The sequence below is a fragment of the Mycolicibacterium llatzerense genome (assembly GCF_025331195.1).
Classification (GTDB): Bacteria; Actinomycetota; Actinomycetes; order Mycobacteriales; family Mycobacteriaceae; genus Mycobacterium; species Mycobacterium llatzerense.
The window spans coordinates 166,814-189,456 of record NZ_LXOV01000001.1 but is presented as its reverse complement, the minus strand read 5'-3'; the positions used below and the strand labels follow the sequence as shown (position 1 = coordinate 189,456).

At 67.1% G+C, this 22,643-nt stretch carries 22 protein-coding genes and 1 tRNA gene; 8 read left to right on the top strand and 15 right to left on the bottom strand.

Annotated elements, in window-relative coordinates; translation table 11 throughout:
- Positions 1–2 precede the first annotated feature (2 nt).
- From A7G45_RS01185 to metG, 4 genes are all read right to left on the bottom strand, one after another.
- A complete protein-coding gene (locus A7G45_RS01185; protein WP_260932652.1) occupies positions 3–917 on the bottom strand; it encodes an RNA polymerase sigma-70 factor in 915 nt (304 codons plus the stop codon).
- Complete coding sequence (locus tag A7G45_RS01180) at positions 914–2,083, bottom strand: NAD(P)/FAD-dependent oxidoreductase (RefSeq protein ID WP_260932650.1); 1,170 nt, start codon at positions 2,081–2,083, stop codon at positions 914–916. Before A7G45_RS01180 ends, A7G45_RS01185 begins: the two co-directional genes overlap by 4 nt.
- 124 nt (positions 2,084–2,207) lie before the next feature.
- The gene (gene gdhA, locus A7G45_RS01175; RefSeq protein WP_071287849.1) at positions 2,208–3,563 is read right to left on the bottom strand and encodes an NADP-specific glutamate dehydrogenase; all 1,356 of its coding nucleotides are present in this window, start codon (positions 3,561–3,563) and stop codon (positions 2,208–2,210) included.
- A 9-nt stretch (positions 3,564–3,572) separates the two neighbouring features.
- Entirely contained in the window at positions 3,573–5,150 is a 1,578-nt protein-coding gene (metG, locus tag A7G45_RS01170; protein WP_260932644.1) for a methionine--tRNA ligase, read from the bottom strand.
- 25 nt (positions 5,151–5,175) lie between these two features.
- Between metG and A7G45_RS01165 the strand changes: the two genes are divergently transcribed.
- From A7G45_RS01165 to A7G45_RS01135, 7 genes are all read left to right on the top strand, one after another.
- Positions 5,176–6,009, top strand: a complete 834-nt coding sequence (locus A7G45_RS01165) for a TatD family hydrolase (protein ID WP_260932641.1) — start codon at positions 5,176–5,178, stop codon at positions 6,007–6,009.
- A 128-nt stretch (positions 6,010–6,137) separates the two neighbouring features.
- Positions 6,138–7,265: a resuscitation-promoting factor gene (locus A7G45_RS01160; RefSeq protein ID WP_260932640.1), complete on the top strand. Its 1,128-nt coding sequence runs from the start codon at positions 6,138–6,140 to the stop codon at positions 7,263–7,265.
- Complete coding sequence (gene rsmA / locus A7G45_RS01155; protein ID WP_043398927.1) at positions 7,262–8,182, top strand: 16S rRNA (adenine(1518)-N(6)/adenine(1519)-N(6))-dimethyltransferase RsmA; 921 nt, start codon at positions 7,262–7,264, stop codon at positions 8,180–8,182. Before A7G45_RS01160 ends, rsmA begins: the two co-directional genes overlap by 4 nt.
- A 66-nt stretch (positions 8,183–8,248) precedes the next feature.
- Positions 8,249–9,217 carry a 4-(cytidine 5'-diphospho)-2-C-methyl-D-erythritol kinase gene (locus A7G45_RS01150; RefSeq protein ID WP_260932637.1) on the top strand — a complete coding sequence of 323 codons (969 nt, stop codon included), beginning with the start codon at positions 8,249–8,251 and terminating at the stop codon, positions 9,215–9,217.
- A 291-nt stretch (positions 9,218–9,508) separates the two neighbouring features.
- Positions 9,509–11,146: a fatty acyl-AMP ligase gene (locus tag A7G45_RS01145; RefSeq protein ID WP_043398932.1), complete on the top strand. Its 1,638-nt coding sequence runs from the start codon at positions 9,509–9,511 to the stop codon at positions 11,144–11,146.
- 151 nt (positions 11,147–11,297) lie between these two features.
- Complete coding sequence (locus tag A7G45_RS01140; protein ID WP_043398934.1) at positions 11,298–11,720, top strand: hypothetical protein; 423 nt, start codon at positions 11,298–11,300, stop codon at positions 11,718–11,720.
- Positions 11,721–11,996: 276 nt separating this feature from the next.
- Positions 11,997–12,260: a hypothetical protein gene (locus A7G45_RS01135; protein ID WP_110788919.1), complete on the top strand. Its 264-nt coding sequence runs from the start codon at positions 11,997–11,999 to the stop codon at positions 12,258–12,260.
- 101 nt (positions 12,261–12,361) lie between these two features.
- On the opposite strand, the gene pth is transcribed toward A7G45_RS01135, so the two are convergent.
- From pth to A7G45_RS01095, 8 genes are all read right to left on the bottom strand, one after another.
- The gene (gene pth, locus A7G45_RS01130) at positions 12,362–12,937 is read right to left on the bottom strand and encodes an aminoacyl-tRNA hydrolase (protein ID WP_043398940.1); all 576 of its coding nucleotides are present in this window, start codon (positions 12,935–12,937) and stop codon (positions 12,362–12,364) included.
- A gap of 6 nt (positions 12,938–12,943) precedes the next feature.
- Positions 12,944–13,606 (bottom strand): 50S ribosomal protein L25/general stress protein Ctc, encoded by a 663-nt coding sequence (locus A7G45_RS01125; protein ID WP_020099098.1) that lies wholly within the window; start codon positions 13,604–13,606, stop codon positions 12,944–12,946.
- A 150-nt stretch (positions 13,607–13,756) separates the two neighbouring features.
- Positions 13,757–14,626, bottom strand: a complete 870-nt coding sequence (locus A7G45_RS01120; RefSeq protein WP_260932630.1) for an oxidoreductase — start codon at positions 14,624–14,626, stop codon at positions 13,757–13,759.
- 24 nt (positions 14,627–14,650) lie between these two features.
- On the bottom strand, positions 14,651–15,301 hold the full coding sequence (locus A7G45_RS01115; protein WP_260932627.1) for an LpqN/LpqT family lipoprotein: 651 nt from the start codon (positions 15,299–15,301) through the stop codon (positions 14,651–14,653).
- Complete coding sequence (arsC, locus tag A7G45_RS01110) at positions 15,298–15,639, bottom strand: arsenate reductase (glutaredoxin) (protein ID WP_133763332.1); 342 nt, start codon at positions 15,637–15,639, stop codon at positions 15,298–15,300. The genes A7G45_RS01115 and arsC overlap by 4 nt, the downstream gene beginning before the upstream one ends.
- 2 nt (positions 15,640–15,641) lie before the next feature.
- Entirely contained in the window at positions 15,642–16,622 is a 981-nt protein-coding gene (locus tag A7G45_RS01105) for a ribose-phosphate diphosphokinase (protein WP_043398950.1), read from the bottom strand.
- Between the two features lie 159 nt (positions 16,623–16,781).
- Positions 16,782–18,224, bottom strand: coding sequence for a bifunctional UDP-N-acetylglucosamine diphosphorylase/glucosamine-1-phosphate N-acetyltransferase GlmU (gene glmU, locus A7G45_RS01100; protein WP_260932620.1), 1,443 nt, complete (start codon positions 18,222–18,224; stop codon positions 16,782–16,784).
- A gap of 71 nt (positions 18,225–18,295) precedes the next feature.
- Positions 18,296–18,367, bottom strand: a tRNA-Gln gene (locus tag A7G45_RS01095).
- Positions 18,368–18,452: 85 nt separating this feature from the next.
- Here A7G45_RS01095 and A7G45_RS01090 point away from each other — a divergent pair.
- Positions 18,453–19,046: a TetR/AcrR family transcriptional regulator gene (locus A7G45_RS01090; protein WP_043398953.1), complete on the top strand. Its 594-nt coding sequence runs from the start codon at positions 18,453–18,455 to the stop codon at positions 19,044–19,046.
- On the opposite strand, the gene A7G45_RS01085 is transcribed toward A7G45_RS01090, so the two are convergent.
- The 3 genes from A7G45_RS01085 to A7G45_RS01075 all read right to left on the bottom strand — a co-directional run bounded on the left by A7G45_RS01085 (position 19,047) and on the right by A7G45_RS01075 (position 22,559).
- Positions 19,047–19,568, bottom strand: a complete 522-nt coding sequence (locus A7G45_RS01085) for an LppA family lipoprotein (RefSeq protein WP_260937880.1) — start codon at positions 19,566–19,568, stop codon at positions 19,047–19,049.
- A 65-nt stretch (positions 19,569–19,633) separates the two neighbouring features.
- Entirely contained in the window at positions 19,634–21,184 is a 1,551-nt protein-coding gene (locus A7G45_RS01080) for an alpha/beta hydrolase (RefSeq protein ID WP_260932618.1), read from the bottom strand.
- A gap of 127 nt (positions 21,185–21,311) precedes the next feature.
- On the bottom strand, positions 21,312–22,559 hold the full coding sequence (locus A7G45_RS01075; RefSeq protein ID WP_260932616.1) for a diaminopimelate decarboxylase family protein: 1,248 nt from the start codon (positions 22,557–22,559) through the stop codon (positions 21,312–21,314).
- Positions 22,560–22,643: the final 84 nt, after the last annotated feature.

The following is a 22,643-nucleotide window of genomic DNA, read 5'->3' as shown; positions in this document are numbered from 1 at the left end:
TGTCAGACGGTGCGGCGGATCTCCCGCTCGACCAGCACTCCACCGAGCTTGTCGGGATTGCGCATGGCGTAGAAGTGGCTGATCTGGCCGTCCTCGATCTCGATCAGGATGATGCCCTCGAGCTTCTCGCCGAGGTACAGCACCAACGCCGGGGCGTTGTTGTACGTCGCGAGGTCGATGCGTGCGTCGTAGTCCACGGCGCCACGCAGCAGCCCCAGTACCAGGCGAGCCACTCTGTCGGGTCCGTACACCGGCCGACGGGCGGCACTGACCTTGCCGTCGCTGTCGGCGGTCCAGGTGACATTCGGAGCCAACAGCGTCATCAGGCCGTCCAGGTCGCCGGTCGCGGCCGCCGTCAGGAACTGGGTGGTCACCTCCGCGGACTTTTCGGTATCGGGCGTGAACCGCTTGCGCCGCGCCTGCACATGCTCGCGGGCCCGGTGCGCCACCTGCCGCACCGCCGCGGTGGATTTGCCTACGGCTCCGGCGATTTCGTCGTAGTCGAACCCGAACACCTCGCGCAGCACGAACACCGCCCGCTCGTCGGGGCCCAGGGTCTCCAGGACCACCAGCATGGCCATCGAAACCGATTCGGCGAGAACGACATCCGACGACGCATCGCGCTCGTCGAGCAGCAGTGGCTCGGGCAGCCATGGGCCGACGTACTCCTCCCGGCGCCGGGCGCCGGCCCGCAATGCGTTCAACGCCTGCCGGGTGACCAACTGGGCCAGGTAGGACTTGGTGTCCCGTACCGTCTCGAGATCGACGTCGGCCCACCGCAGATAACTGTCCTGCAGCACGTCGTCGGCTTCCGTTGCGGAGCCAAGGATTTCGTAGGCGATGGTGAAGAGCAGCGGCCGCAGGTGGGTGAACCGCTCGGCGTGTTCACCCCCTGCTGCCCCGGCAGAACTGGTCATGCGGTGACAGCCTCAGCCAGACGCTCGGCCCGCTTGCCACCCGTCATCACGAACACCGCACTCGGCTTACGCGCCGCGCGCCGGATGCCCCACAGCGTGCCCTTGCAGATCGCTTCCTTCAGCTTGGCCCCGGCCCGCCCGCCGATGTAGTAGTTCGTCGACGAATCGTCCTTGCGGGCGATCTGGATGGTCGCTGCGTGGCGGCCCAGGCTGGTGCACGATCCGGCGAACACCGGGTCCAGCGGCGCCGGCTCGGTGCCGGCGATGCGGCTCAGCACGGTGCCCACCGCGGTCACGGTGAGCGGGCTCGAGGCCTGGCAGCTCATCCGCAGCGGCTGTCCCGACGGCGCGGCAGCGTCACCGGTGGCCACGATCCGTGGATCGTCGATGCTGGTCAGGGTTTCGTCCGTCAACAGCCGGCCCAGTTCGTCGGTGCGCAGCCCGCTGGCGGCAGCCAGCTCCGGGGTGCCGAAGCCGGCGGTCCACACCGTCACGGCGCTGCTGATGAAGCGTCCGTCGGCCAACGTCACCCGGTTGGCGGTGATGGAGCTGACGTCACCCTCGATGACCGTCACACCCAGCTTGGCGAGGGCCTTGGCCACCGAGCGGCGTGCCGGTGCGCTCATCGACGGCGCCAGCTTGCTGCCGACCAGCACGACGTTGCGGCCGGCCTCGGCGAATTCGGAAGCGGCCTCGATGCCGGTCAGGCCGGCGCCGACGACCACCAACTGCGCGGACAGCGGCACGTCCTGCAGCCGGGCGGCCAACCGCTCGGCCTGCTCGAATTCGGCCAGCGGATAGCCGAATTCGGTGGCGCCGGGCACCGACGCCGGCACGGCTCCGGTACTGCCGACGGCATAGATCAGGTAGTCGTAATCCAGCGTGTCGCCGGACGCCAGTTCAACGGTGCGGGCCGCGGCGTCGATCCGCGTGGCGGTGTCCACCACCAGGCGCACGTCGTCGGCGAGCAGCGTGTCGTAGCGGACGGTGGCGTCGTAGTTCCCGGCCACGTGCTGGTGCAGGCGGATGCGCTCGACGAACTTGGGCCGCGGGTTCACCAGGGTGACTGCCACGTCATCACGCATCCGAACATGATTGGCCGCCAGCGCACCGGCGTAGCCGCCGCCGATGACGACGACGCGGTTGGGCTTCTGGTTTCCGGTCATCACTGCATCTCCTTCGGGTTGGTTATGCCCTCAAGACACCAGCGGCGCCCGGAATGTGACAAACCTACCCACAGATGTGGCCCAGATCACTCGGCGCCGGCGCTGATCTCGGTCAATGCCCAGGTCAGACGACTCCGAGCGCCGACATCGCGTCGGCGACCCGGATGAAGCCGGCGATGTTGGCCCCGGCCGCGTAGTTGCCCGGCTGTCCGTACTCGTCGGCGGTGCTCAGGCAGCGGTCGTGGATGCGGCCCATGATCTCGGCCAGGCGCTGCTCGGTCTCCTCGAACGTCCACGAATCCCGCGACGCGTTCTGCTGCATCTCCAGTGCACTGGTGGCGACGCCGCCGGCGTTGGCGGCCTTGCCGGGCGCGAACGCGACCTTCGCCTCGGTGAACAGCTTCACCGCCTCCGGGGTGCACGGCATGTTGGCGCCTTCGGCGACGATCTGGCAGCCGGACTCGATCAGCGCCTTCGCGTCGTCACCGTCCAATTCGTTTTGTGTGGCGCAGGGCAGCGCGATGTCGCACGGCAACTGCCAGATCGAGTTGTCCTCGACGAATTGTGCGCCGCCACCACGCATTTCGACGTACTCGGAGATCCGGCCGCGGCGCACTTCCTTGAGCTCCTTGAGGAGCTCGAGGTCGACACCCTTCTCGTCCACGATGTAGCCGCTGGAGTCCGAACAGCCGATGACAGTGCCGCCGAGCGCGTGCACTTTCTCGATGGCGTAGATCGCGACGTTGCCCGACCCGGACACCACCACCTGCTTGCCGTCGAACGATTGCCCTGAGCTGCGCAGGATTTCGTCGACGAAGAACACCGTGCCGTAGCCGGTGGCTTCGGTGCGGACCTGCGAACCACCCCACGTCAGGCCCTTGCCGGTGAGGACGCCCGACTCGTAGCGGTTGGTGATGCGCTTGTACTGACCGAACAGGTAGCCGATCTCGCGGCCGCCGACGCCGATGTCGCCGGCGGGGACGTCGGTGTACTCACCGATGTGCCGGTACAGCTCGGTCATGAACGACTGGCAGAACCGCATCACTTCGTTCTTGGAGCGGCCCTTGGGGTCGAAGTCCGACCCGCCCTTGCCGCCGCCGATGGGCAGACCCGTCAGCGAGTTCTTGAAAATCTGTTCGAAGCCAAGGAATTTCACGATGCCCAGGTACACCGACGGGTGGAACCGCAGGCCGCCCTTGAACGGGCCAAGCGCGGAGTTGAACTCGACGCGGAAGCCGCGGTTGATCTGCTCGGCACCGGCGTCGTCGATCCACGGCACGCGGAAGATGATCTGCCGTTCCGGCTCGAACAACCGGCGGATGATGGCGGTGTCGGAGTACTCGGGGTGCTGGTCGACGACCGGGCCCAGGCTGGTCAGAACCTCGTAGACGGCCTGGTGGAATTCGATCTCGCCCGCGTTGCGGCGGGTGACTTCCTCGTAGACGTCGTGCAGCCGCTCGTGTAAGCCGTTCTGCGCCATATCTTCTCGCTACTCCTTGGTCTCCGCTTGGTAGCGGGGAAAAACGCCTTCGGGTGTCGGCAGCACCGTTCCCGGTGCCAGTCGGGTACCGACGGCGCGGAAGTCCCGCGCCGAGACGTCCTGCCCAAGAAGATCGAGCAGCTTCCCCCCTGATTCCGGCATCACCGGCTGCACCAGCAGCGCGGCGATCCGGACCGCCTCCAGCGTCGTGTATAGCACCGTGCCGAAGCGGGCCTGGTCCGACTCAGCGGGAGACTTGCGCAGCACCCACGGCTCTTCGGCCGAGAAGTAGCGGTTGGCCGCGCCCAGCATCAGCCAGATCGCCTCGAGTGCCAGATGCATGGCCGGCACGTCGTAGTGGCCGCGCACGGTGTCCAGCAGATCATCGGCCTGCTTGAGCAACTCGAGGTCGGCGGTGGTGAATTCGCCTGGCTCCGGGACGATTCCACCGAGGTTCTTGTTGACCATCGACAGCGAGCGCTGCGCCAGGTTGCCCAGCTCGTTGGCCAGGTCGGCGTTGATCCGGCCGATGATGGCTTCCTCGCTGTAGCTGCCGTCCTGGCCGAAGGACACCTCGCGCAGGAAGAAGTAGCGCACCTGGTCCAGGCCGAAGGCGTCGATGAGTGCGATGGGGTCCACCACGTTGCCCACCGACTTGCTCATCTTCTCGCCCTTGACGTTGATGAAGCCGTGCGCGAAAACCCGTTCCGGGAGGGCGATTCCGGCCGACATCAGGAATGCCGGCCAGTACACACTGTGGAACCGGATGATGTCCTTGCCGATCATGTGCAGGTTTGCGGGCCAGTACTTCTCGAAGGCCTCGCCCGCGGTGTCCGGAAAGCCAACGCCCGTCAGGTAATTCGTCAGCGCGTCCACCCACACGTACATGACGTGCTCGGGGTGGTCGGGGACCGGGACGCCCCAGTCGAACGTGGTCCGCGAGATCGACAGGTCCTTGAGTCCGCCCGAGACGAAGCTGACGATCTCGTTGCGGCGCACGTCGGGGCCGATGAACTCGGGGTGCTCCTCGTAGTGCGCCAGCAGCCGGTCGGTGTAGGCCGACAGCTTGAAGAAGTAGGTCTGCTCCTCGGTCCAGGTGACCGGCGTGCCGGTCTCGATGGCGAAGCGGCCGCCGTCCCGGACCTCGGTCTCATCCTCGGCGAAGAAGCGCTCGTCGCGGATGGAGTACCAACCCGCGTAGGTGCCGAGGTAGATGTCCCCGGCCTCGTTCATCCGTCGCCAGATCTCCTTGGACGCCTCATAGTGGTCGGCGTCGGAGGTGCGGATGAACCGGTCGAAGGAGATGTTGAGCTTCTCCTGCAGGGCCTGGAACACGTCGGAGTTGCGATTGGCCAGCTCCGCCGCCGAGATGCCCTCGGCCGCGGCGGCCTCGGCCATCTTCTGGCCGTGCACGTCGGTGCCGGTCAGGTAGCGGACGTCGAAGCCGTCGAGCCGCTTGAACCGGGCGATCGCGTCGGTGGCGATGTACTCGTAGGCGTGCCCGATGTGCGGCGCGCCATTCGGGTAGGCGATGGCGGTCGTGATGTAGAAGGGCCCCTGGGCGCCGGGGGAATTCTGGCTGCTCATGTTGCCCCCACCTTAAGGTGTCGCTGTGAGCGCCAAACGTGAGAAGCCGCCCGCCCCGGAACCGCTGCCCGGACTGGTCGACGCCCACACCCACCTGGACGCCTGTGGTGCGACCGATGCCGAGAGCATCCGCGTGATCCTGGACCGGGCCGAGGCCGTCGGCGTCGAGAAGGTCGTCACCATCGCCGACGACCTCGAGGCCGCCGAGTGGGCGGTCGGCGCGGCTCATGCCGATCCGCGCGTGTACGCCGCCGTCGCGCTGCATCCGACCCGCGCCAACGCCCTCGACGACGAGGCCAAACGCACCCTGGAGACCCTGGCCGCCGACCCGCGCGTGGTCGCGGTGGGGGAGACCGGCATCGACATGTACTGGCCGGGCAAGCTCGACGGCTGTGCCGACGAGGCGACGCAGCGCGAGGCCTTCGCCTGGCACATCGACCTGGCCAAACGCGTCGGCAAGCCGCTGATGATCCACAACCGGGACGGCGATGCCGAGGTCCTCGACATGCTCAGGTCCGAGGGCGCGCCGGAGACGGTCATCTTCCACTGCTTCTCGTCGGACGCGGAGATGGCGCGTACCTGCGCCGATCACGGCTGGCTCATGAGCCTCTCTGGCACCGTCAGTTTCCGGAACGCCCATGCGCTGCGCGAGGCGGCCGCGATGATCCCGGCGGAGCTGCTGCTGGTCGAAACCGACGCGCCGTTCCTGACGCCGCATCCGTTCCGCGGGGCGCCCAATGAGTCGTATTGCCTGCCGTACACGGTCCGTGCGCTGGCCGAAATCAGAAATTCTTCAGCGGCCGAAATCGCCGCGGTGACCTCGGCAAATGCTTCGAAAAACTATGGACTGTATCATTAGTCCAGGTTGCCGCCTCCCGGGCATGTTCGTTACCGTTCTGTGATCAACCCGGTCGAGGTGGCTTTTATGTGGTCACCGCGGCCACTGCTCGGGACCACCTCGGGCCCGAAAGACACGGGATTGACGCCTTGAACTTTCTGAATAAATTGCATGATGCGCGCTCGCCGATGCTGCGCGGCGTGACCGGGGCCTTCCTCGCCACGCTGACCGTCGCCGGCGGGTTCGCCGTCGCGGCCCACAAGACCGTCACTCTCACCATCGACGGCGCACCGATGACGGTGCAGACCATGAAGACCCACATCGGCGACGTCCTCACCGAGAACGGCTTCTCCGTCGGCGAGCGCGACGACCTGTTCCCCGCGGCCGACCAGGACGTGCACGAGTCCGACAACATCGTGCTGCGCCGCAGCCGCCCGCTCGAGATCTCGCTGGACGGCCAGAACACCCGTCAGGTGTGGACCACCGCGGCCACCGTGCAGGACGCCCTCAAGCAGCTGTCCATGACCGACACCGCGCCCGTCGCGGCCGACCGCGCCACCCGCGTGCCGCTGGCCGGCATGTCGCTTCCGGTGGTCAGCGCCCGCAACGTGACGATCGTCGACGGCGGCGTGCCGCGCCAGGTGCACCTGGCCGCCGCGAACGTGGCCGGACTGCTGGCCGTCGCCGGCGTGCCGCTGGAGCAGCGCGACTCCGTCGTCCCCGCCGCGGCCACCCCGGTGACCGAGGGCATGCAGATCGACGTGACCCGCATCCGGCTGCAGCAGGTGACCACTGAATCTCCGCTGGCCCCGACGATGAACACGGTGTCTGATCCGGCGCTGAACATGAGCCGCAAGGTGGTCGAGGATCCGGGCCAGCCCGGCACCCAGAACGTCACCTTCGCCGTCGCCACGGTCAACGGTGTCGAAACCGGCCGGCTGCCGGTCTCCAATCAGGTGCTGACGCCGGCGCGGGACGGCGTCCTGCGGATCGGAGCGAAACCCGGTACCGAGGTGCCCCCGGTGACCCAACCTGCCGCCTGGGACGCGCTGGCGCGGTGTGAGTCGACCGGCAACTGGGCCATCAATACCGGCAACGGTTTTTACGGTGGAGTCCAATTTGATCAGAACACCTGGGAGCGGCAAGGCGGTCTGCGTTATGCTGCGAGAGCTGATCTTGCGACACGTGAAGAGCAGATCGCGATTGCTGAAGTGACGCGAGCCCGCCAAGGTTGGGGTGCCTGGCCTGTCTGTAGCGGGAGAATTGGGGCACGATGACGATCCGGCTACTCGGTCGAACCGAAATCCGGCATCTGGCAAAAGAGCTTGATTTCCGGCCGCGTAAAGCTTTCGGACAAAACTTCGTGCATGACGCCAACACGGTGCGCCGCATCGTGTCGGCTTCCGGGGTGAACCGGCAGTCCCACGTCTTGGAGGTGGGCCCGGGTCTGGGCTCGCTGACGCTGGCGCTGCTGGACCGGGGCGCGAAGGTGACGGCCGTCGAGATCGACCCGGTGCTGGCCCGCCAGCTGCCGACGACGATCGCCGAGCACTCCCACAGCGAGATCGGCCGGTTGACCGTGCTGAACCGCGACGTGCTCGACCTGGTGCCGTCCGACCTGGACGAGCAGCCGACCTCGCTGGTCGCCAACCTGCCGTACAACGTCGCGGTGCCGGCCATCCTGCACCTGCTCTCGGAATTCCCGACCATCCGCACCGTCATGGTGATGGTCCAGGCCGAGGTCGCCGAGCGGCTCGCCGCCGACCCGGGCACCAAGGATTACGGGGTGCCCAGCGCCAAGGTGCGGTTCTTCGGCAATGTCCGGCGCTACGGGATGGTCTCGCCGACGGTGTTCTGGCCGATCCCGCGGGTCTACTCGGGTCTGGTCCGGATCGACCGGCACGAGACGACGCCGTGGCCGACCGACGACAGCTTCCGCTCGCAGGTGTTCAACCTGATCGACATCGCCTTCGCGCAGCGCCGCAAGACGTCGCGCAATGCCTTCGCCGAATGGGCGGGTTCGGGCAATGCCTCGGCCGAGCGCCTGCTGGCCGCCAGCATCGATCCGGCACGTCGCGGCGAGACCCTGGCGATCGCCGACTTCGTGCGGCTGCTGCAGCGGTCGGGCGAGCTGGACCGCGAGCAGCAGGCCTCCGCTCCGGAGTCCGACCAGCAGGTCGACGCCAACCACTGAGCCTGTCTGCCAGGGTTTCTCACCACTTGGTGTTGTGGCCCTCGCCGCGGGCGTTACTGTCGTGACGTGTCTGCGTCGGATGGAAACACCGCTTCAGAGTGGGTACCCACGGGTTCGGTGACCGTCCGCGTGCCGGGCAAGGTGAACCTCTACCTCGGTGTCGGTGAGTGCCGCGATGACGGCTACCACGAGCTGACCACGGTGTTCCACGCCGTCTCCCTGTTCGATGAGGTGACGGTCCGCAATGCCGACCTGCTGTCGGTGGAGATGCTCGGGGACGGCGCCGAGGGGCTGCCGACGGACCACCGCAACCTCGCCTGGCGGGCCGCCGAACTGATGGCCGAGCACGTCGGCCGGGCGCCCGACGTCGCCATCTCGATCGACAAGTCGATTCCCGTCGCCGGCGGTATGGCCGGCGGCAGCGCCGACGCGGCGGCCGTGCTGGTCGCGATGAACAATCTCTGGGAGCTGGGCGTGCCGCGGCGGGACCTGCATACGCTGGCCGCCCGACTGGGCAGCGACGTGCCGTTCGCGCTGCACGGCGGTACCGCGCTCGGGACCGGCCGCGGCGAGCAGCTGGCGACCGTGCTGGCGCGCAGCACCTTCCACTGGGTGCTGGCCTTCGCCGAGGGAGGGCTGTCCACGCCGAAGGTTTTCGCCGAACTGGACAACCTCCGGGCCGACGCCCGGGACGGTGGGCCGCCTCCGCTGGACGACCCCGAGCCGCTGCTGGCTGCGCTGGCGTCCGGCGACCCGCGCGAACTGGCGCCGCTGCTGGGCAATGATCTGCAGTCGGCGGCCGTCAGCCTCGACACCGGGCTGCGGCGCACCCTGCGGGCGGGCGTCGAAGCCGGGGCGCTGGCGGGCATCGTGTCCGGTTCGGGGCCCACCTGCGCTTTCCTGTGTGCCTCCGCGGAGGACGCGGTCGAGGTCGGCACCCAACTTTCCGGCGCCGGGGTGTGCCGGACGGTACGCGTAGCCAGCGGCCCGGTGCACGGCGCCAGGGTGGTGCCGGCGCCCAGCAAGCAGGCCTGATCGCGGTGTGACTCAGCACTCAATTCGGCCAACAGTTTGTTAGCTACTTAAGAGTCTCTTAAGATGATCGATGGTGTCTGCCAGCGGCCAGGCGTGGAACGCAATGGTTTCTCTCACCGGCGGTGTCGGTGAGGGATCGAGACGTGCCAGGGCAGCGTCGCCCGCGCACTCGGAGCCATCGATTCGAGATATAACCGCGGCCGAATTGTGCGTGCGCGCCTCTACAAGTGCGCCCGGCACCGGACGGACTATGGAACGACGGGCAGTGGCGCCTGACCTCAGGAGGTTGTCGTGAGCCGATTTACCGACAAGATGTACTACAACGCACGTACATCGCAGCGGGGCATGGTCACTGGTGAGCCGCACGAGCCAGTGCGCCACACCTGGGGCGAGGTCCACGAGCGGGCCCGGCGCATCGCCGGTGGCCTGGCCGCTGCCGGAATCGGTCTCGGCGACAAGATCGGCGTGCTGGCCGGCTACCCGGTGGAGATCGCCCCGACCGTGCAGGGCATCTGGATGCGCGGCGGCAGCCTCACCATGCTGCACCAGCCGACGCCGCGGACCGACCTGGCCGTCTGGGCTGAAGACACCATGAACGTCATCAGCATGATCGAGGCCAAGGCCGTCATCATCTCCGAGCCGTTCCTGGTCGCCGCCCCCGTGCTGGAGGAGAAGGGCCTGCTGGTCCTCAAGGTCGGCGACCTGCTGGAAGCCGAGCCCATCGACCCCGTCGAGACCGGCGAAGACGACCTCGCGCTGATGCAGCTGACGTCAGGCTCGACCGGCTCGCCCAAGGCCGTCCAGATCACGCACCGCAACATCTTCTCCAACGCCGAGGCCATGTTCATCGGCGCCGAGTACGACGTCGACAAGGACGTCATGGTCAGCTGGCTGCCCTGCTTCCACGACATGGGCATGGTCGGCTTCCTCACCATCCCGATGTACTTCGGTGCCGAGCTGGTCAAGGTCACGCCGATGGACTTCCTGCGCGACACCCTGCTGTGGGCCAAGCTCATCGACAAGTACAAGGGCACCATGACGGCGGCCCCGAACTTCGCCTACGCGCTGTTCGCCAAGCGCCTGCGCCGGCAGGCCAAGCCGGGCGAGTACGACCTCTCCACCCTGCGGTTCGCGCTGTCCGGCGCCGAGCCCGTCGACCCCGCCGACGTCGAAGACCTGATCGACGCCGGCAAGCCGTTCGGCCTGCAGCCGTCGGCCATCCTGCCGGCCTACGGCATGGCAGAGACCTGTCTCGCCGTGTCGTTCTCGCCGTGCAACGCCGGCCTGGTCGTCGACGAGGTCGACGCCGATCTGCTGGCCGCACTGCGGCGCGCCGTGCCCGCAGCGAAGGGCAACACCCGTCGCCTCGCCTCGCTGGGTCCGCTGCTGCGCGACCTGGAGGCCCGCATCGTCGACGAGGACGGCAACGTCCTGCCCGAGCGCGGTGTCGGCGTCATCCAGCTGCGCGGCGAATCGGTCACCCCCGGCTACATCACCATGGCCGGTTTCCTGCCGACGCAGGACGAAAACGGCTGGTACGACACCGGTGACCTCGGCTACATCACCGAAGAGCAGAACGTCGTGGTCTGCGGCCGGGTGAAGGACGTCATCATCATGGCGGGCCGCAACATCTACCCGACGGACATCGAGCGGGCCGCCGGCCGCGTGCAGGGCGTGCGCCCGGGCTGCGCCGTCGCGGTGCGCCTCGACGCCGGTCACTCGCGTGAGACCTTCGCCGTCGCCGTCGAATCGAACGCCTGGCAGGACCCGGTGGAAGTGCGCCGGATCGAGCACCAGGTCGCGCACGAGGTCGTGACCGAGGTCGACGTGCGGCCGCGCAACGTGGTCGTGCTGGGCCCGGGCACCATCCCGAAGACGCCCTCGGGCAAGCTCCGTCGCGCGAACTCGGTGGAACTCGTCACCGGCTAGGTTTCGTGCACAGTCATGAAAAACCCCGATTTCCTCGGAAATCGGGGTTTTTTTACGTTTTTCTCGCGGGTGGAGCTGCTCGCTTCGCTGAGCGAAAGCTGTGAGTGCCGGGTAATCTCGCTGAATTATTGACGAGAGGACCGGCGTATTCATGGGGCGTGTGATTGCGGCTGTGGTGGCGGTGTTCGGCGCGTGCGTCATCGCCGCGGTGCCGGCTTGCGCTGAAGCTCCAGCGGGCTTGGTCGAGGACACGAATGACATCGCCGCGGCGGTCGGCTCCGGGGTGCGGGGCAGCGACATCGTCGGCTTCTCCGCAACCGGGCCCGACGTCCCTGCTGCCTCCGCAGCGGTGATCGCGGCGTGTAAGCGTGCCGGTGCGGTCCAGTGCACCAGTGACGAGGTCACCAACGACCGGTTGTGCATCGTCAATGTCAACGCCCCGGAAACCGGTGTGGTGGCCGGCGGTGCCGGACGCACGGTCGAGGAGGCCCGCCAGGACGCGTTCAACCGGGCTGCAGCCAACAAGACGCCGCTCGATCCCGATTCCCGAACGTTGGCCTGGTCCTGCCCGTGAATCGAGTCACGCAGGTGACAACCGTTATGAATTCCGTTGTGCGGGATGGTTCCTCGACCATCCGGTGACCTTGCTCACCGGTTTTTCAGAGGTTGCCAGGTCAGCGCAATTCTATGAATCCCTTATATGTGAGTTCGTCATGAGTTAATGGCGCGGTCATCTGGCTGAAACATATAGTCGACCTAACATGCGTTATTGGAAGGCGTGTCAGTGGTTTTCAGCCCGTCGATTACGGACCGGAGACAGACGACCTTCCCCGAATAGTGAGAAGGTGACATGACTCATCAAAGCAAGCGCAGGATGGTCGCTCTGCTGGTGGGCCTGGCCTCGGTCAGTGGCATCATGGCGCCTGTTGCAGGTGCCCGCCCGACCTGTCAGGACGCCGGAAGCCTCTCCACCTGCGAGACGAACGGCAGCGTGGCGATCAAGGCGACCCCGGGCATCCGCACTCAAGACACCACCCAGAGCTCCCGCGTGGGCGCTCAGGGCCGTCGGAGCTGCTACACCGATGCCGTTGACCGGCAACACATCTGCGGATAGCTCTGCTGGCGTACCTCCCGCGCAGGCGGGGAGTACCTGCATGAGAAAACCCCCAAATTCCTTGGAGTTTGGGGGTTTTCGCGCTTTCGTGGGCAGCTCGGCTACCAGGCGTGGACGGTGTTCTGCGCTGCCTCGACGCCATACTGCAGCAGCAATTCCGTTGCGTCGGAGGCTTGTTCGAGGATGGTGCCCAACTCGGGCCGCTCCTTCGAATTGAAGTTCTCCAGCACGAACGCCGCCGGGTCCTGCCGCCCCGGCGGACGGCCCACGCCGATGCGGACGCGTTGAAAATCCTTGGTGCCCAAGGCGGAAGCAATGGAACGAAGACCATTGTGACCGCCCTCGCCGCCACCGAACTTGAGCCGGATGCGGCCGAAGTCGATGTCCAGCTCGTCGTGGATCACCACGATGTCGGCCGGCTCGACGGAATAGAACTTCGCCAAAGGCCCGATGTGCCTACCGGATTCGTTCATGTAGGTGCGCGGCTTGGCGAGCACCACGGACCGGCCTCCCAGCCGGCCCGTGGTGACTTCAGCTCCGGATTTCTTGTGCACCTTGAACCCTGCGCCGATGCGCTCGGCCAGGATGTCGGCAACCAGAAATCCAACGTTGTGCCGCGTTGTTTCGTAGCGCGGCCCAGGATTGCCCAGGCCGACCACCAAAAGCGGTTCGGCCAAAGCGAATTACTCCGACTCGGCAGCGGCCTCTGCGGCCGCCTCGCCCTCGGCAGCAGCCTCGCCCGAAGCGGCCTCTTCGCCGGAGCCCTCGGCCTCGAGGTCCTCAGCGGTCGGCGCCGCGACGACGTTGATGACCAGCACCTCGGGGTCGGTCACCAGCGTGACGCCCGCGGGCAGTTCGACCTGGCCGGCGAGGATCTGAGTACCGGCCTCGATGCCCTCGACCGACACGGTCAGCGACTCGGGGATCGACTGGACGTCGGCCTCGATCTGGATGGTGTTGGTGTCCTGGGCGACCAGGGTGCCGGACTGGGCGTCACCCTCGACGACGATGCTCACGTCGACGGTGACCTTCTCGCCACGCTTCACGACGATCAGGTCGGCGTGCTGGATGTTGCGCTTGATCGGGTGAACGACGACCTGCTTGGTCAGCGCGAGCTGCTCCTTGCCGGCGATGTCGAGGGTCAGCACCGCGTTGGTGCCCGAGTTACGCAGCACGGCAGCGTACTCGCGGGCGTTGATCTCGAGGTGCTGCGGCTCGGTGCCGTGGCCGTACAGGACGACCGGCACGCGGCCTTCGCGACGGGCCAGACGCGAGGCGCCCTTGCCGGTCCGGGTGCGGACCTCAGCGGTCAGATTGTTCGAGGTGGGGGCCGCGTTCTTGGCCATGTGAATCGCTCCTGATGCCGTATCTACTGGGTGGCACGGCCAGGGCTGGGATATCAGCGCACATCAGTGCTGTGAAGTTCCCGTCGATAACGGTGGTCCTGGTGGACCTACCCTCGCCGTGATCGTCAGTCAGACTAGCGGAAACGCCCCTCAGAGCGGAAATTCAGTGGCGGTGAGCTGGGCAGACAGGTCCCAGAGGGCGGTCGCGGTGCGTGCTGACCGGCCGGCAGGCTTGATCAGCTGCGTCGGCCCGGTCGGCCCGCGGAAGCCGAATTTCGGGCCGACGAACGTGTTGCCCGGCAGGTCCTGCGACGCCGCGAACAGCGTCTGCTGCGCGCCGAAGGAAGCGGGGGTGGCGATCTTGTTGGCGGCGAGCCAGAACTTGTCGCCCAACTCGTTGCCCGTCTGGCCCTGCAGGTTGGTCGCCGAATAGCCCGGATGCGCGGTCAGCGCCCGCACGGACGAACCAGCCAGCGACAGCCGGCGCTGCAGGTCCTTGGTGAACAGCAGATTCGCCAGCTTCGACTGCCCGTACGCCAACCATGCCGAGTACGGCCGTGACTTCCAGTTCAGGTCTTTCAGGCTGATGTAGCCCAACATGTGCAGCTCGGACGACACCGTGACCACGCGGTCGGTGATCTTGGGCAGCAGCAGGTTGGTCAGGGCGAAATGCCCCAAGTGGTTCGTGCCGATCTGGCTCTCGAAACCGTCCTCGGTCAGGGAGAACGGCACGGCCATGATGCCGGCGTTGTTGATCAGCACGTCGACCTTGTCGACACCGGCGGCGAACTCCCGCACCGAGGCCAGGCTCTGCAGATCCAGGGGCCGAACCTCGACGTCGCCGGTCATGCCCGCGGCAGCGGTGTCGCCCTTGGCGGTGTTGCGGCAGGCGAGGATGACCTTGGCGCCCACGCGGGCCAGTTCACGTGCGGTGACCTCGCCGAGGCCACTGTTGGCGCCGGTGACGACGACGGTGCGGCCGGCGAAAGAAGGCAGGTCGGCGGCGGTCCATTGACTCATGACCGCGAGCTTAGTGCCGCAGGGCTACTTGGGGCCGACGGAGAAGCCCTTGATGATCGCTTCGATGTCGCCGGCCTGGTCCTTGGCCTGTTCGGCATACGTCGTGATGGTCAGCTGGATCAGGTAGTGGATACCCGGTCGTGGCGGGGACGGCTGGGCGATCACGATCCGGTTGTAGGACTGCATCCGGCGGTTGTGCAGGTCGTAGCTGCCCTCGATCATCGCCGACGGGTAGCCCTGGAAGTCGTCGCCCGAGCTGTAGAGCTTCTTGAAGTTCTCGGACAGCAGGGCATCGGCGTCGGAATGCTTGAGGGCATCCTTGACGTCGAAGTCTCCGGACAGCTGGAACACCATCAGCATCGCCAGGGGATAGGTGTCGTTCTTGGCGATCGTCACGGTGCCGGGCGAGTAATTGAGGTTCTTGTATCCCGTCCAGCCCTGCGGCCGGGGCAGCGTCACCTTGAGGTCGGTGAGCTGGTCGGGAATGACCTGCTTGCTCTGCACCCCGAGCTTGTTCAGGTAGTCCGGGAACGGAATCAGACTGGCCTTGTCCACCGGCGTCGTGCTGGTGGTCGGCGTCGTCGACCAGATCGACTTGTAGTCAGGCGTTTTCGTCTCGCACGCGGTGAGTGCCAGCGCCACCACAGCGGCGGCACAAACCCTGCGCAGGATCACAGAATCTCGCGGACCGCGTCGATCGGGCGGGCCAGCCGGGTGCCTTTCGCGGTGACGACGAACGGCCGCTCGATCAGGATGGGATGTTCGGCCATGGCGTCGAGCAGCTGCTCGTCGGTGGCGTCGGCCAGATTCAGCTCGGCGTAGAGGGATTCGCGCTTGCGTACCGCGGTGCGCACGTCGATGCCCGCATCTTCGATCATCGCCACCAGCTCGGCCCGGGTCGGCGGCGTCTTCAGATACTGCACGACCTCGGGCTCGATGCCGTTCTCCCGCAGCAGATCCAGCGTCTTACGGGAGGTCGAGCACTTCGGGTTGTGGTAGATGCGGGCGGCCATTGTTAGGCAGATCCGTCGAAAAGGCCGGTGACCGAGCCGTTTTCGAACACCGCGCGGATGGTCGACGCCAGCAGCGGCGCGATCGACAGCACGGTCAGTGCCGGGAACTGCTTGTCCGGCGTGATGGGCAGCGTGTTGGTGACGATGACCTCGCGGGCGCCGCAGTCGGCCAGGCGCTGGGCTGCCGGGTCGGACAGCACACCGTGGGTGGCGGCGATGATGACGTCCTTGGCCCCGTCCTCACGCAACAGCTTGACCGCGCCGGCGATGGTGCCACCGGTGTCGATCATGTCGTCGGTCAGGATGCAGGTCTTGCCCTTGACTTCACCGACGACGCGGTTGGCCTTGACCTGGTTGGGGACCAGCGGATCGCGGGTCTTGTGGATGAAGGCCAGCGGCACGCCGCCCAGGGAGTCGGCCCACTTCTCGGCGACGCGCACGCGGCCGGAGTCCGGGGAGACCACGACCAGGTCAGAGTCGCCGTACTTGTCGCCGATGTAGCCGCACAGCAGCGACTGGCCGCGCATGTGGTCGACCGGACCGTCGAAGAAGCCCTGGATCTGGTCGGTGTGCAGGTCGACCGAGACGATGCGGTCGGCGCCGGCGGTCTTGAGCAGGTCGGCGATCAGACGGGCCGAGATGGGCTCGCGGCCGCGGTGCTTCTTGTCCTGGCGCGCGTACGGGTAGAACGGCAGGATCGCGGTGATCCGCTTGGCCGACCCTCGCTTGAGCGCGTCGATCATGATGAGCTGTTCCATCAGCCACTGGTTCAGCGGCGCGGGATGGCTCTGCAGCACGAAGGCGTCGCAGCCACGCACCGACTCGTCGAATCGGACGAAGATCTCGCCGTTCGCGAAGTCCCGGGACGTCTGCGGGGTGACCTCGATGCCGAGCTCTTTGGCGACCTGTTCGGCCAGTTCGGGGTGCGCGCGCCCCGAGAAGAGCATCAGATTTTTGCGGTTGTCGGTCCAGTCCGTGGCCACTGTGTGCTGCTTTCGCGGTGGGGGATCGATACGTCGTAATGGTACTTGTCGGTAACCAGGAACCGTTGCCGGGTTACCGGAACACCAACAGCAAACTTCGAGTGTGAGTGCTGTGCACGGATTCGGCACCGTTTTCGTGCATAGCCCTCACCGGCGTCATCAGCCCTGTTCGCGCGCCTTGCGCGCGGCCTCCGCGGCCTTCGACTCGGGCCGCTTGCGCTCCACCCAGCCCTCGATATTGCGCTGCTCACCTTTGGAAACGGCCAGCGCTCCGGGTGGCACGTCCTCGCGGACCACGGTGCCGGCGCCGGTGTATGCACCGTCGCCGACGGTCACGGGTGCGACGAACATCGTGTCCGAGCCGGTGCGCACGTGCGAACCGATGGTGGTGCGGCTCTTGTTCTCGCCGTCGTAGTTGACGAAGACGCTGGACGCGCCGATGTTGCTGTACTCGCCGATGTCGGCGTCCCCGACGTAGGTCAGGTGCGGCACCTTGGTGCCGGTGCCGATCTTCGAGTTCTTGACCTCGACGAACGCGCCCAGCTTGCCGTCGGCGCCGAGCTCGGTGCCCGGCCGCAGGTACGTGAAGGGGCCGACGGCGGCGCCGGCACCGATGACCGCCAGCTGCCCGTGGGTGCGGATCACCTCGGCGCCGTCACCGACCTCCATGTCGGTCAGCGTGGTGTCGGGGCCGATGACGCAGTTCGCGCCGATGTCGGTGGCGCCCAGCAGCTGGGTGCACTGCTTGACGACGGTGTCGCGGCCGATGCTGACGTCGACGTCGATCCAGGTGGTGCCCGGGTCGATGATCGTGACGCCCGCGCGTTGGTGACCGGCGATGATGCGGCGGTTCAGTTCGGCGGCCACCTCGGACAGCTGCACCCGGTCGTTGACGCCGGAGACCTGCGCGCTGTCGTCGACGTGGTGGGCCCGGACGATCTGGCCGTCGCCGCGCACGATCGAGATGGCGTCGGTGAGGTAGAGCTCTTGCTGGGCGTTGTCCGACCGCAGCCGGCTCAGCGCCGAGCGCAGTGCCGTGGCGTCGAACGCGTACACCCCGGAGTTCACCTCGCGGATGGCGCGCTGGGATTCGGTGGCGTCGGCCTGCTCGACGATGCCGATCACCTCGTGGTCCTGCGTGCGCAGGATGCGGCCGTAGCCGGTGGGGTTGGTGACGGTGGTGGTGAGTACCGTCGCGGCCGCGGTGGCGGTGGCGTGGGTGTCGACGAGGCCCTCGAGAGTGTCGGCGTCGAGCAGCGGAACGTCACCCGCGGTGACCACGACTGTGCCGGCGAAATCGGCGGGGAGCGCGGACAGGCCGCAGCTGACGGCGTGCCCGGTGCCGAGCTGCTCGTCCTGGATGGCCACGGTGACGGTCCGGCCGAGTCCGCCCGCGATCTCGTGCACATGCGCGGTGACCCGCTCGCGTTCCTTGCCGACGACCACGACGAGGTGCGTCGGATTGACCTTGGCCACGGCGTGCAGCGCGTGCGCGAGCATGCTGCGGCCGGCCAGCGTATGCAGGACCTTCGGAATGTCGGAGCGCATCCGGGTGCCTGACCCAGCGGCCAGGACGATGACGGCGGCTTCGCCTCGAGTCACGTACGCCTCTCTCTACGCGATGTCGCGCTTTGCTGCTTGGCGCTGTGCCGATAGTCGCTCGGCAAGCCTCGCTCCGTCGCCAGGACTCGAACCTGAACTATCTGAACCAAAATCAGAGGTGCTGCCGATTACACCACGACGGATTGCTCGCCAGAGACTCTAGTGCAAGCGGATACGCTGGTGACCATGGCAGCGGCGGAGAACGGAGCGCGCAGCCCTCGTGCGCGCATGACCGGCAGTGAACGCCGTCAGCAGCTCATCGAGATCGCGAAGTCGCTGTTCGCCGAGCGCGGCTACGACGGCACGTCCATCGAGGAGATCGCGCAGCGCGCCAATGTCTCCAAGCCCGTGGTCTACGAGCATTTCGGCGGTAAGGAAGGCCTGTACGCCGTCGTCGTCGACCGCGAGATGTCCGCGCTGCTCGACGGCATCACGTCGTCGCTGACCAACAACCGGTCGCGGGTGCGGGTCGAACGGGTGGCGCTGGCGCTGTTGACGTACGTCGAGGAACACACCGACGGCTTCCGCATCCTGATCCGCGACTCGCCGGCGGCCATTACGTCGGGCACCTACTCGACGCTGCTCAACGACGCGGTCAACCAGGTCAGCTCGATCCTGGCCGGCGACTTCTCCCGCCGCGGGCTCGACCCGGAGCTGGCCCCGCTCTATGCGCAGGCGCTCGTCGGCTCGGTGTCGATGTCCGCGCAGTGGTGGCTGGACACCCGCGAACCGAAGAAGGAAGTGGTCGCGGCGCACCTGGTCAATCTGATGTGGAACGGCCTGACGCATCTCGAGTCCGACCCGGAACTGCACGAGGGCTGACTACTTCGGGGCGGCTTCGCGGGCTTGTCGCTTGTCTTCGGCTGTGAGGTAGCAACCGGTCGTCACCTGGAGCACCGTGGCGACCTGTGCGCCGAACGCCAGCCGGCCGTCCTCGCTGTCGGTGATGATCATGTCGGTCGCCTGGTCGCCGACGGGATTCTGACTGCGGCTCTCGACTTTGGTGTAGCCGTACTTGGCGGCGACGTCGATGACGGCCTGCGAAATCCGCTGCCATTGGTCGGCCGGTATCGGCATCTTGGCCACCCAGTTCCGACCGAAGTACCGGCTGCCTTTGGTTGATCCGTAGTCGCCGCAGATCACCGAGGTCTCGTTGCGGTTCGGGAACCACTGGGATCCGGGCATGACGCGCGTCAGTTCGGTGATGATGTCGCCGATCATGCGGTCGCGTTCGGCGAGGACTTCCTCGGCATCGCGGCGAGCCAAAAGGGGCTGCAATTCGCTTGCGGTGCCGTAGCCGTAGTCGTCTTTTGCCCGACCCGTGTACGACGTCGACCCGAACATCTCAGACACCGGACCGCATCCCGTGAGTACCGCCGCGAGCATGAGTGCTATCGATAGCCGCCACATCAATCCTCCACTTTGACGAATCGGTTGTCCTGGCCCAGTCCCGCCATGACGACGGCCTGGTTGTAGAGCGCCGTGGTGTCGACGAACGAGTACTTGCTGTGTCCCGTCGATTCATTGCGCGGTCCCAATGGTGTGGTCTCGGCGTTGGTCGACAGATCGATGAAGCCGGGCAGGTCCGACGGAATGGTCGAGCCATACCGGCCGAGGTTGGCGACGACGTCGTTCTTCGCGTGTTCGACGTACACGTGACCCTGGGTCAGGTGGAGGTCTGACGGTGTCGTGTCGTGGAGATACTGCATGGGGTTGGTCTCCAGGCCGGGCGAGCCCATGAAGACGACGTCGTCGGCGGCCGTCCCGCGCTGCAGCGCCTCGCTGGCCAGTGTCGAACCGTAGGAATGGCCGAGCACCGTCAGATGCGGGTCGGTGTCGCGGGAACTGTCGAGGCCGTTGATGAACGACGCCAGCTTCGGCGCATTGTCGTTCGCGTAGTGGGCGCTGGCAGCTTCCCCGACGTTCTCGGGCGGCTCGTAGCCGAGCCAGGCGACGGTCGCGACGGTCTCATTGGTCTTGCCGGCCTTCTCCAGCACGCGCTGTGTCTCGGTGCGCAGCCAGCCCGCCTGTTCGACGTAGGTGGGCAGGTCGTTGCCCTCGCCGGGCTTGTCGTACGTGACTGCGCCGGTCCCCGGCACGTAAACGCTGACATGATCGGCAGTGTCGACATCGCCCAGTGCGACAGCCACTTTCGGATGCTCGCCGTCGAAATCCAGCACCAGCAGATGGCTGTCGGGCTTGGCCAGGGCTTTGTCGATCTCGGAGATGGTGCCCTTCTCCTCGCCGGTCAGATTCGGGTCATTGCGTAGCTTGGCCAACCGATTGCGGTTGGCCTGGTCCCGTGCGGCGCCGGGGACGCCGTCGAGATTGCCGATCCACTCCGGCCGCTCGGCGATGACCCGGTCATGTTCTGCCTGGCTCAGCCCGTCCCACCACTTGTTCACCTCGGTATCGGTGGCGCCGTCCGGTGGCTTGAGGCTGTCGAGGTCACGACCTGCGGGTGACGCCGGCGGGTCGCCGAAGAAGTTGCTCCGGGCGCTGCCGCTGCCTGCGTTGTCGAGGGCGGCAGCGGTGGCTTCGTCGACAGCGGTGAACTGCTGCAGCAGGCTCTTGAGGATCGAGGTGTAGGCCGCGGCGAGTTCCGGGGTGAAGGTCTGGCCAGAGCCGGTAGCGGAGGCGGTGCCGTCATCGCTGACGGTGCCGCCGAGTGCGAAGACCTGCTGCACCATGCCGATGATGGTGCCGCGCAGCGCGGTCAGGCTGGTTCCGGCGGACTCCAGCGCCGACTGCATGGCGGTGAGCCGCGTCTTGAGCGCCTCGTGCTGCTGAACCAGCGAGTCGCCCTTGGCCTTCGCGGCGTCGGCGGCGGTGCCTTCCCAGCCGTCGCCGAGCTGATGCAGCGCTCGCTGTTCGTCGAAGATGAGCTCATCGAGCTGCTTGACCACACCGCGTAGCTGCGCCGCACCATCGGCCAAGCGTGCTGGGTCGGAAGCCTTCACCGCGGATATGGTCACCGACACTCGGCAGTCGCCCCCGACCGTGATGCCATGCCGTTCCCCCGGACTGTGAATTCCCTGTCAACAACCTAGCGCCTCGCGCAGCGGGTGGCTGACGGGAATTCGGCGGTTAGCCGCAGTCGCGCAGCAGCAGGTCCGCGGTGGTCTCCCGGCGGATCAGCGGCCGCACCCGACGCTCGCACACGGCGATGACCGGCGGCCGGGTCGTCATGGTGAAGTTCGACGCGGTGCTGTGGTGATAGGCGCCGGTGCAGGCGGTGGCGAGCAGGTCGCCGGGGTGGACGTCGGCGGGCAGGTCGAGGTCGTCGGCGATGGCCGTGCCGTCGCGGCCGACGATGGTGGATGGGCGCGTGGGCCCGAGGGGGTGTCGGTTGGCAAGGGCCACAGTGTAATTCGCGATCGGTGCGGAGTGGGGATGGCTGCCGTCGACGGTGATGACGGCGCGTCCGTCGGTGCGCGCCGATACCGACTGCACCCGGTGCAGCGTCACCCCGGCGCGTCCGCTGATCGCCCGGCCGGGTTCGACGACGAGCCGGGGGCGGGGGAACCGGTTCGCGGCGCAGGCGGCGTCGAGGGCGTCTTCCAGGAAATCGGCCAGTGCCGCGACGTCGAGCTCGGATTCGCCGGTCCGGTAGGCGATGGCGTGCCCGCCGCCGATGTTCAGCTCGGTGAGCAGGACGCCGTGGGCGGCGCGCACGTCGGCCATGGTGTCGACCAGCCGGCGCACGGCCTCGACGTAGACCTCCGGCTCGGCGATCTGCGTGCCCAGGTGGCAGTACAGCCCGGCCAGCGGCAGCTGCGGGGTGGCCAGCGCCCGGTGGACCATCGGCAGCACGTCGACACCGGGCAGGACCTGCAGCAACATCGCCTGCGGCCGGCGCGCGACACCGGCCAGATAGGCCATCTCGATGGGGGAGTCCAGCACGATGCGGCCCACCCCGGCGCCCGCGGCCGTTGCCAGCTCGTCGACCGACTTGCCGCTGCCGTGGACCACGATGCGCGCCGGGTCCATGCCACCGGCGAGGGCCGTGGCCAGCTCGGCCGTCGAACACACCGCCATGCCGAGGCCGGCCTCGTGCATCCAGCCGGCAACGGTCCTGGTCAGCAGGGACTGGGCGGCGTAGACCACCTCGACACCGCGCAACGTGGCGCGGTAGTGCTGCGCGCGCGTGCGGAAGTCGGTCTCATCCAGAACGTATGCGGGCGTGCCGAACTCGTCGGCGACGTCGGTGAGTGCCACCGATCCGATGCAGAGACGTCCCAAGGCGTCGACCTGGGTGGTCAGCGGCCAGATGGTGGTGTCGATGCGCGGGCGCATGGCGCCCCGCAGGGACGGCAGGATGTCGAGCAGTGTCATGGCTCCAGCCTGCGCCGGGAAATGCCGGGTGAGCGTCCCGTTGACGATCCTTTGACGGGACCGTGCCCAATATTGACGAAGTCC

Excerpts from the sequence above, each read along its gene's own strand:
- metG (WP_260932644.1), bottom strand. The coding sequence starts at position 5,150 with ATGAGCAGCCAGAATTCCCCCGGCGCCCAGGGGCCCTTCTACATCACG.
- A7G45_RS01185 (WP_260932652.1), bottom strand. The coding sequence starts at position 917 with ATGACCAGTTCTGCCGGGGCAGCAGGGGGTGAACACGCCGAGCGGTTC.
- A7G45_RS01085 (WP_260937880.1), bottom strand. The coding sequence starts at position 19,568 with ATGTTCGGGTCGACGTCGTACACGGGTCGGGCAAAAGACGACTACGGC.
- A7G45_RS01090 (WP_043398953.1), top strand. The coding sequence starts at position 18,453 with ATGACCGGCAGTGAACGCCGTCAGCAGCTCATCGAGATCGCGAAGTCG.
- A7G45_RS01180 (WP_260932650.1), bottom strand. The coding sequence starts at position 2,083 with ATGACCGGAAACCAGAAGCCCAACCGCGTCGTCGTCATCGGCGGCGGC.
- A7G45_RS01120 (WP_260932630.1), bottom strand. The coding sequence starts at position 14,626 with ATGAGTCAATGGACCGCCGCCGACCTGCCTTCTTTCGCCGGCCGCACC.
- A7G45_RS01125 (WP_020099098.1), bottom strand. The coding sequence starts at position 13,606 with ATGGCCAAGAACGCGGCCCCCACCTCGAACAATCTGACCGCTGAGGTC.
- arsC (WP_133763332.1), bottom strand. The coding sequence starts at position 15,639 with ATGGCCGCCCGCATCTACCACAACCCGAAGTGCTCGACCTCCCGTAAG.
- A7G45_RS01075 (WP_260932616.1), bottom strand. The coding sequence starts at position 22,559 with ATGACACTGCTCGACATCCTGCCGTCCCTGCGGGGCGCCATGCGCCCG.
- A7G45_RS01135 (WP_110788919.1), top strand. The coding sequence starts at position 11,997 with ATGACTCATCAAAGCAAGCGCAGGATGGTCGCTCTGCTGGTGGGCCTG.
- gdhA (WP_071287849.1), bottom strand. The coding sequence starts at position 3,563 with ATGGCGCAGAACGGCTTACACGAGCGGCTGCACGACGTCTACGAGGAA.
- rsmA (WP_043398927.1), top strand. The coding sequence starts at position 7,262 with ATGACGATCCGGCTACTCGGTCGAACCGAAATCCGGCATCTGGCAAAA.
- A7G45_RS01140 (WP_043398934.1), top strand. The coding sequence starts at position 11,298 with ATGGGGCGTGTGATTGCGGCTGTGGTGGCGGTGTTCGGCGCGTGCGTC.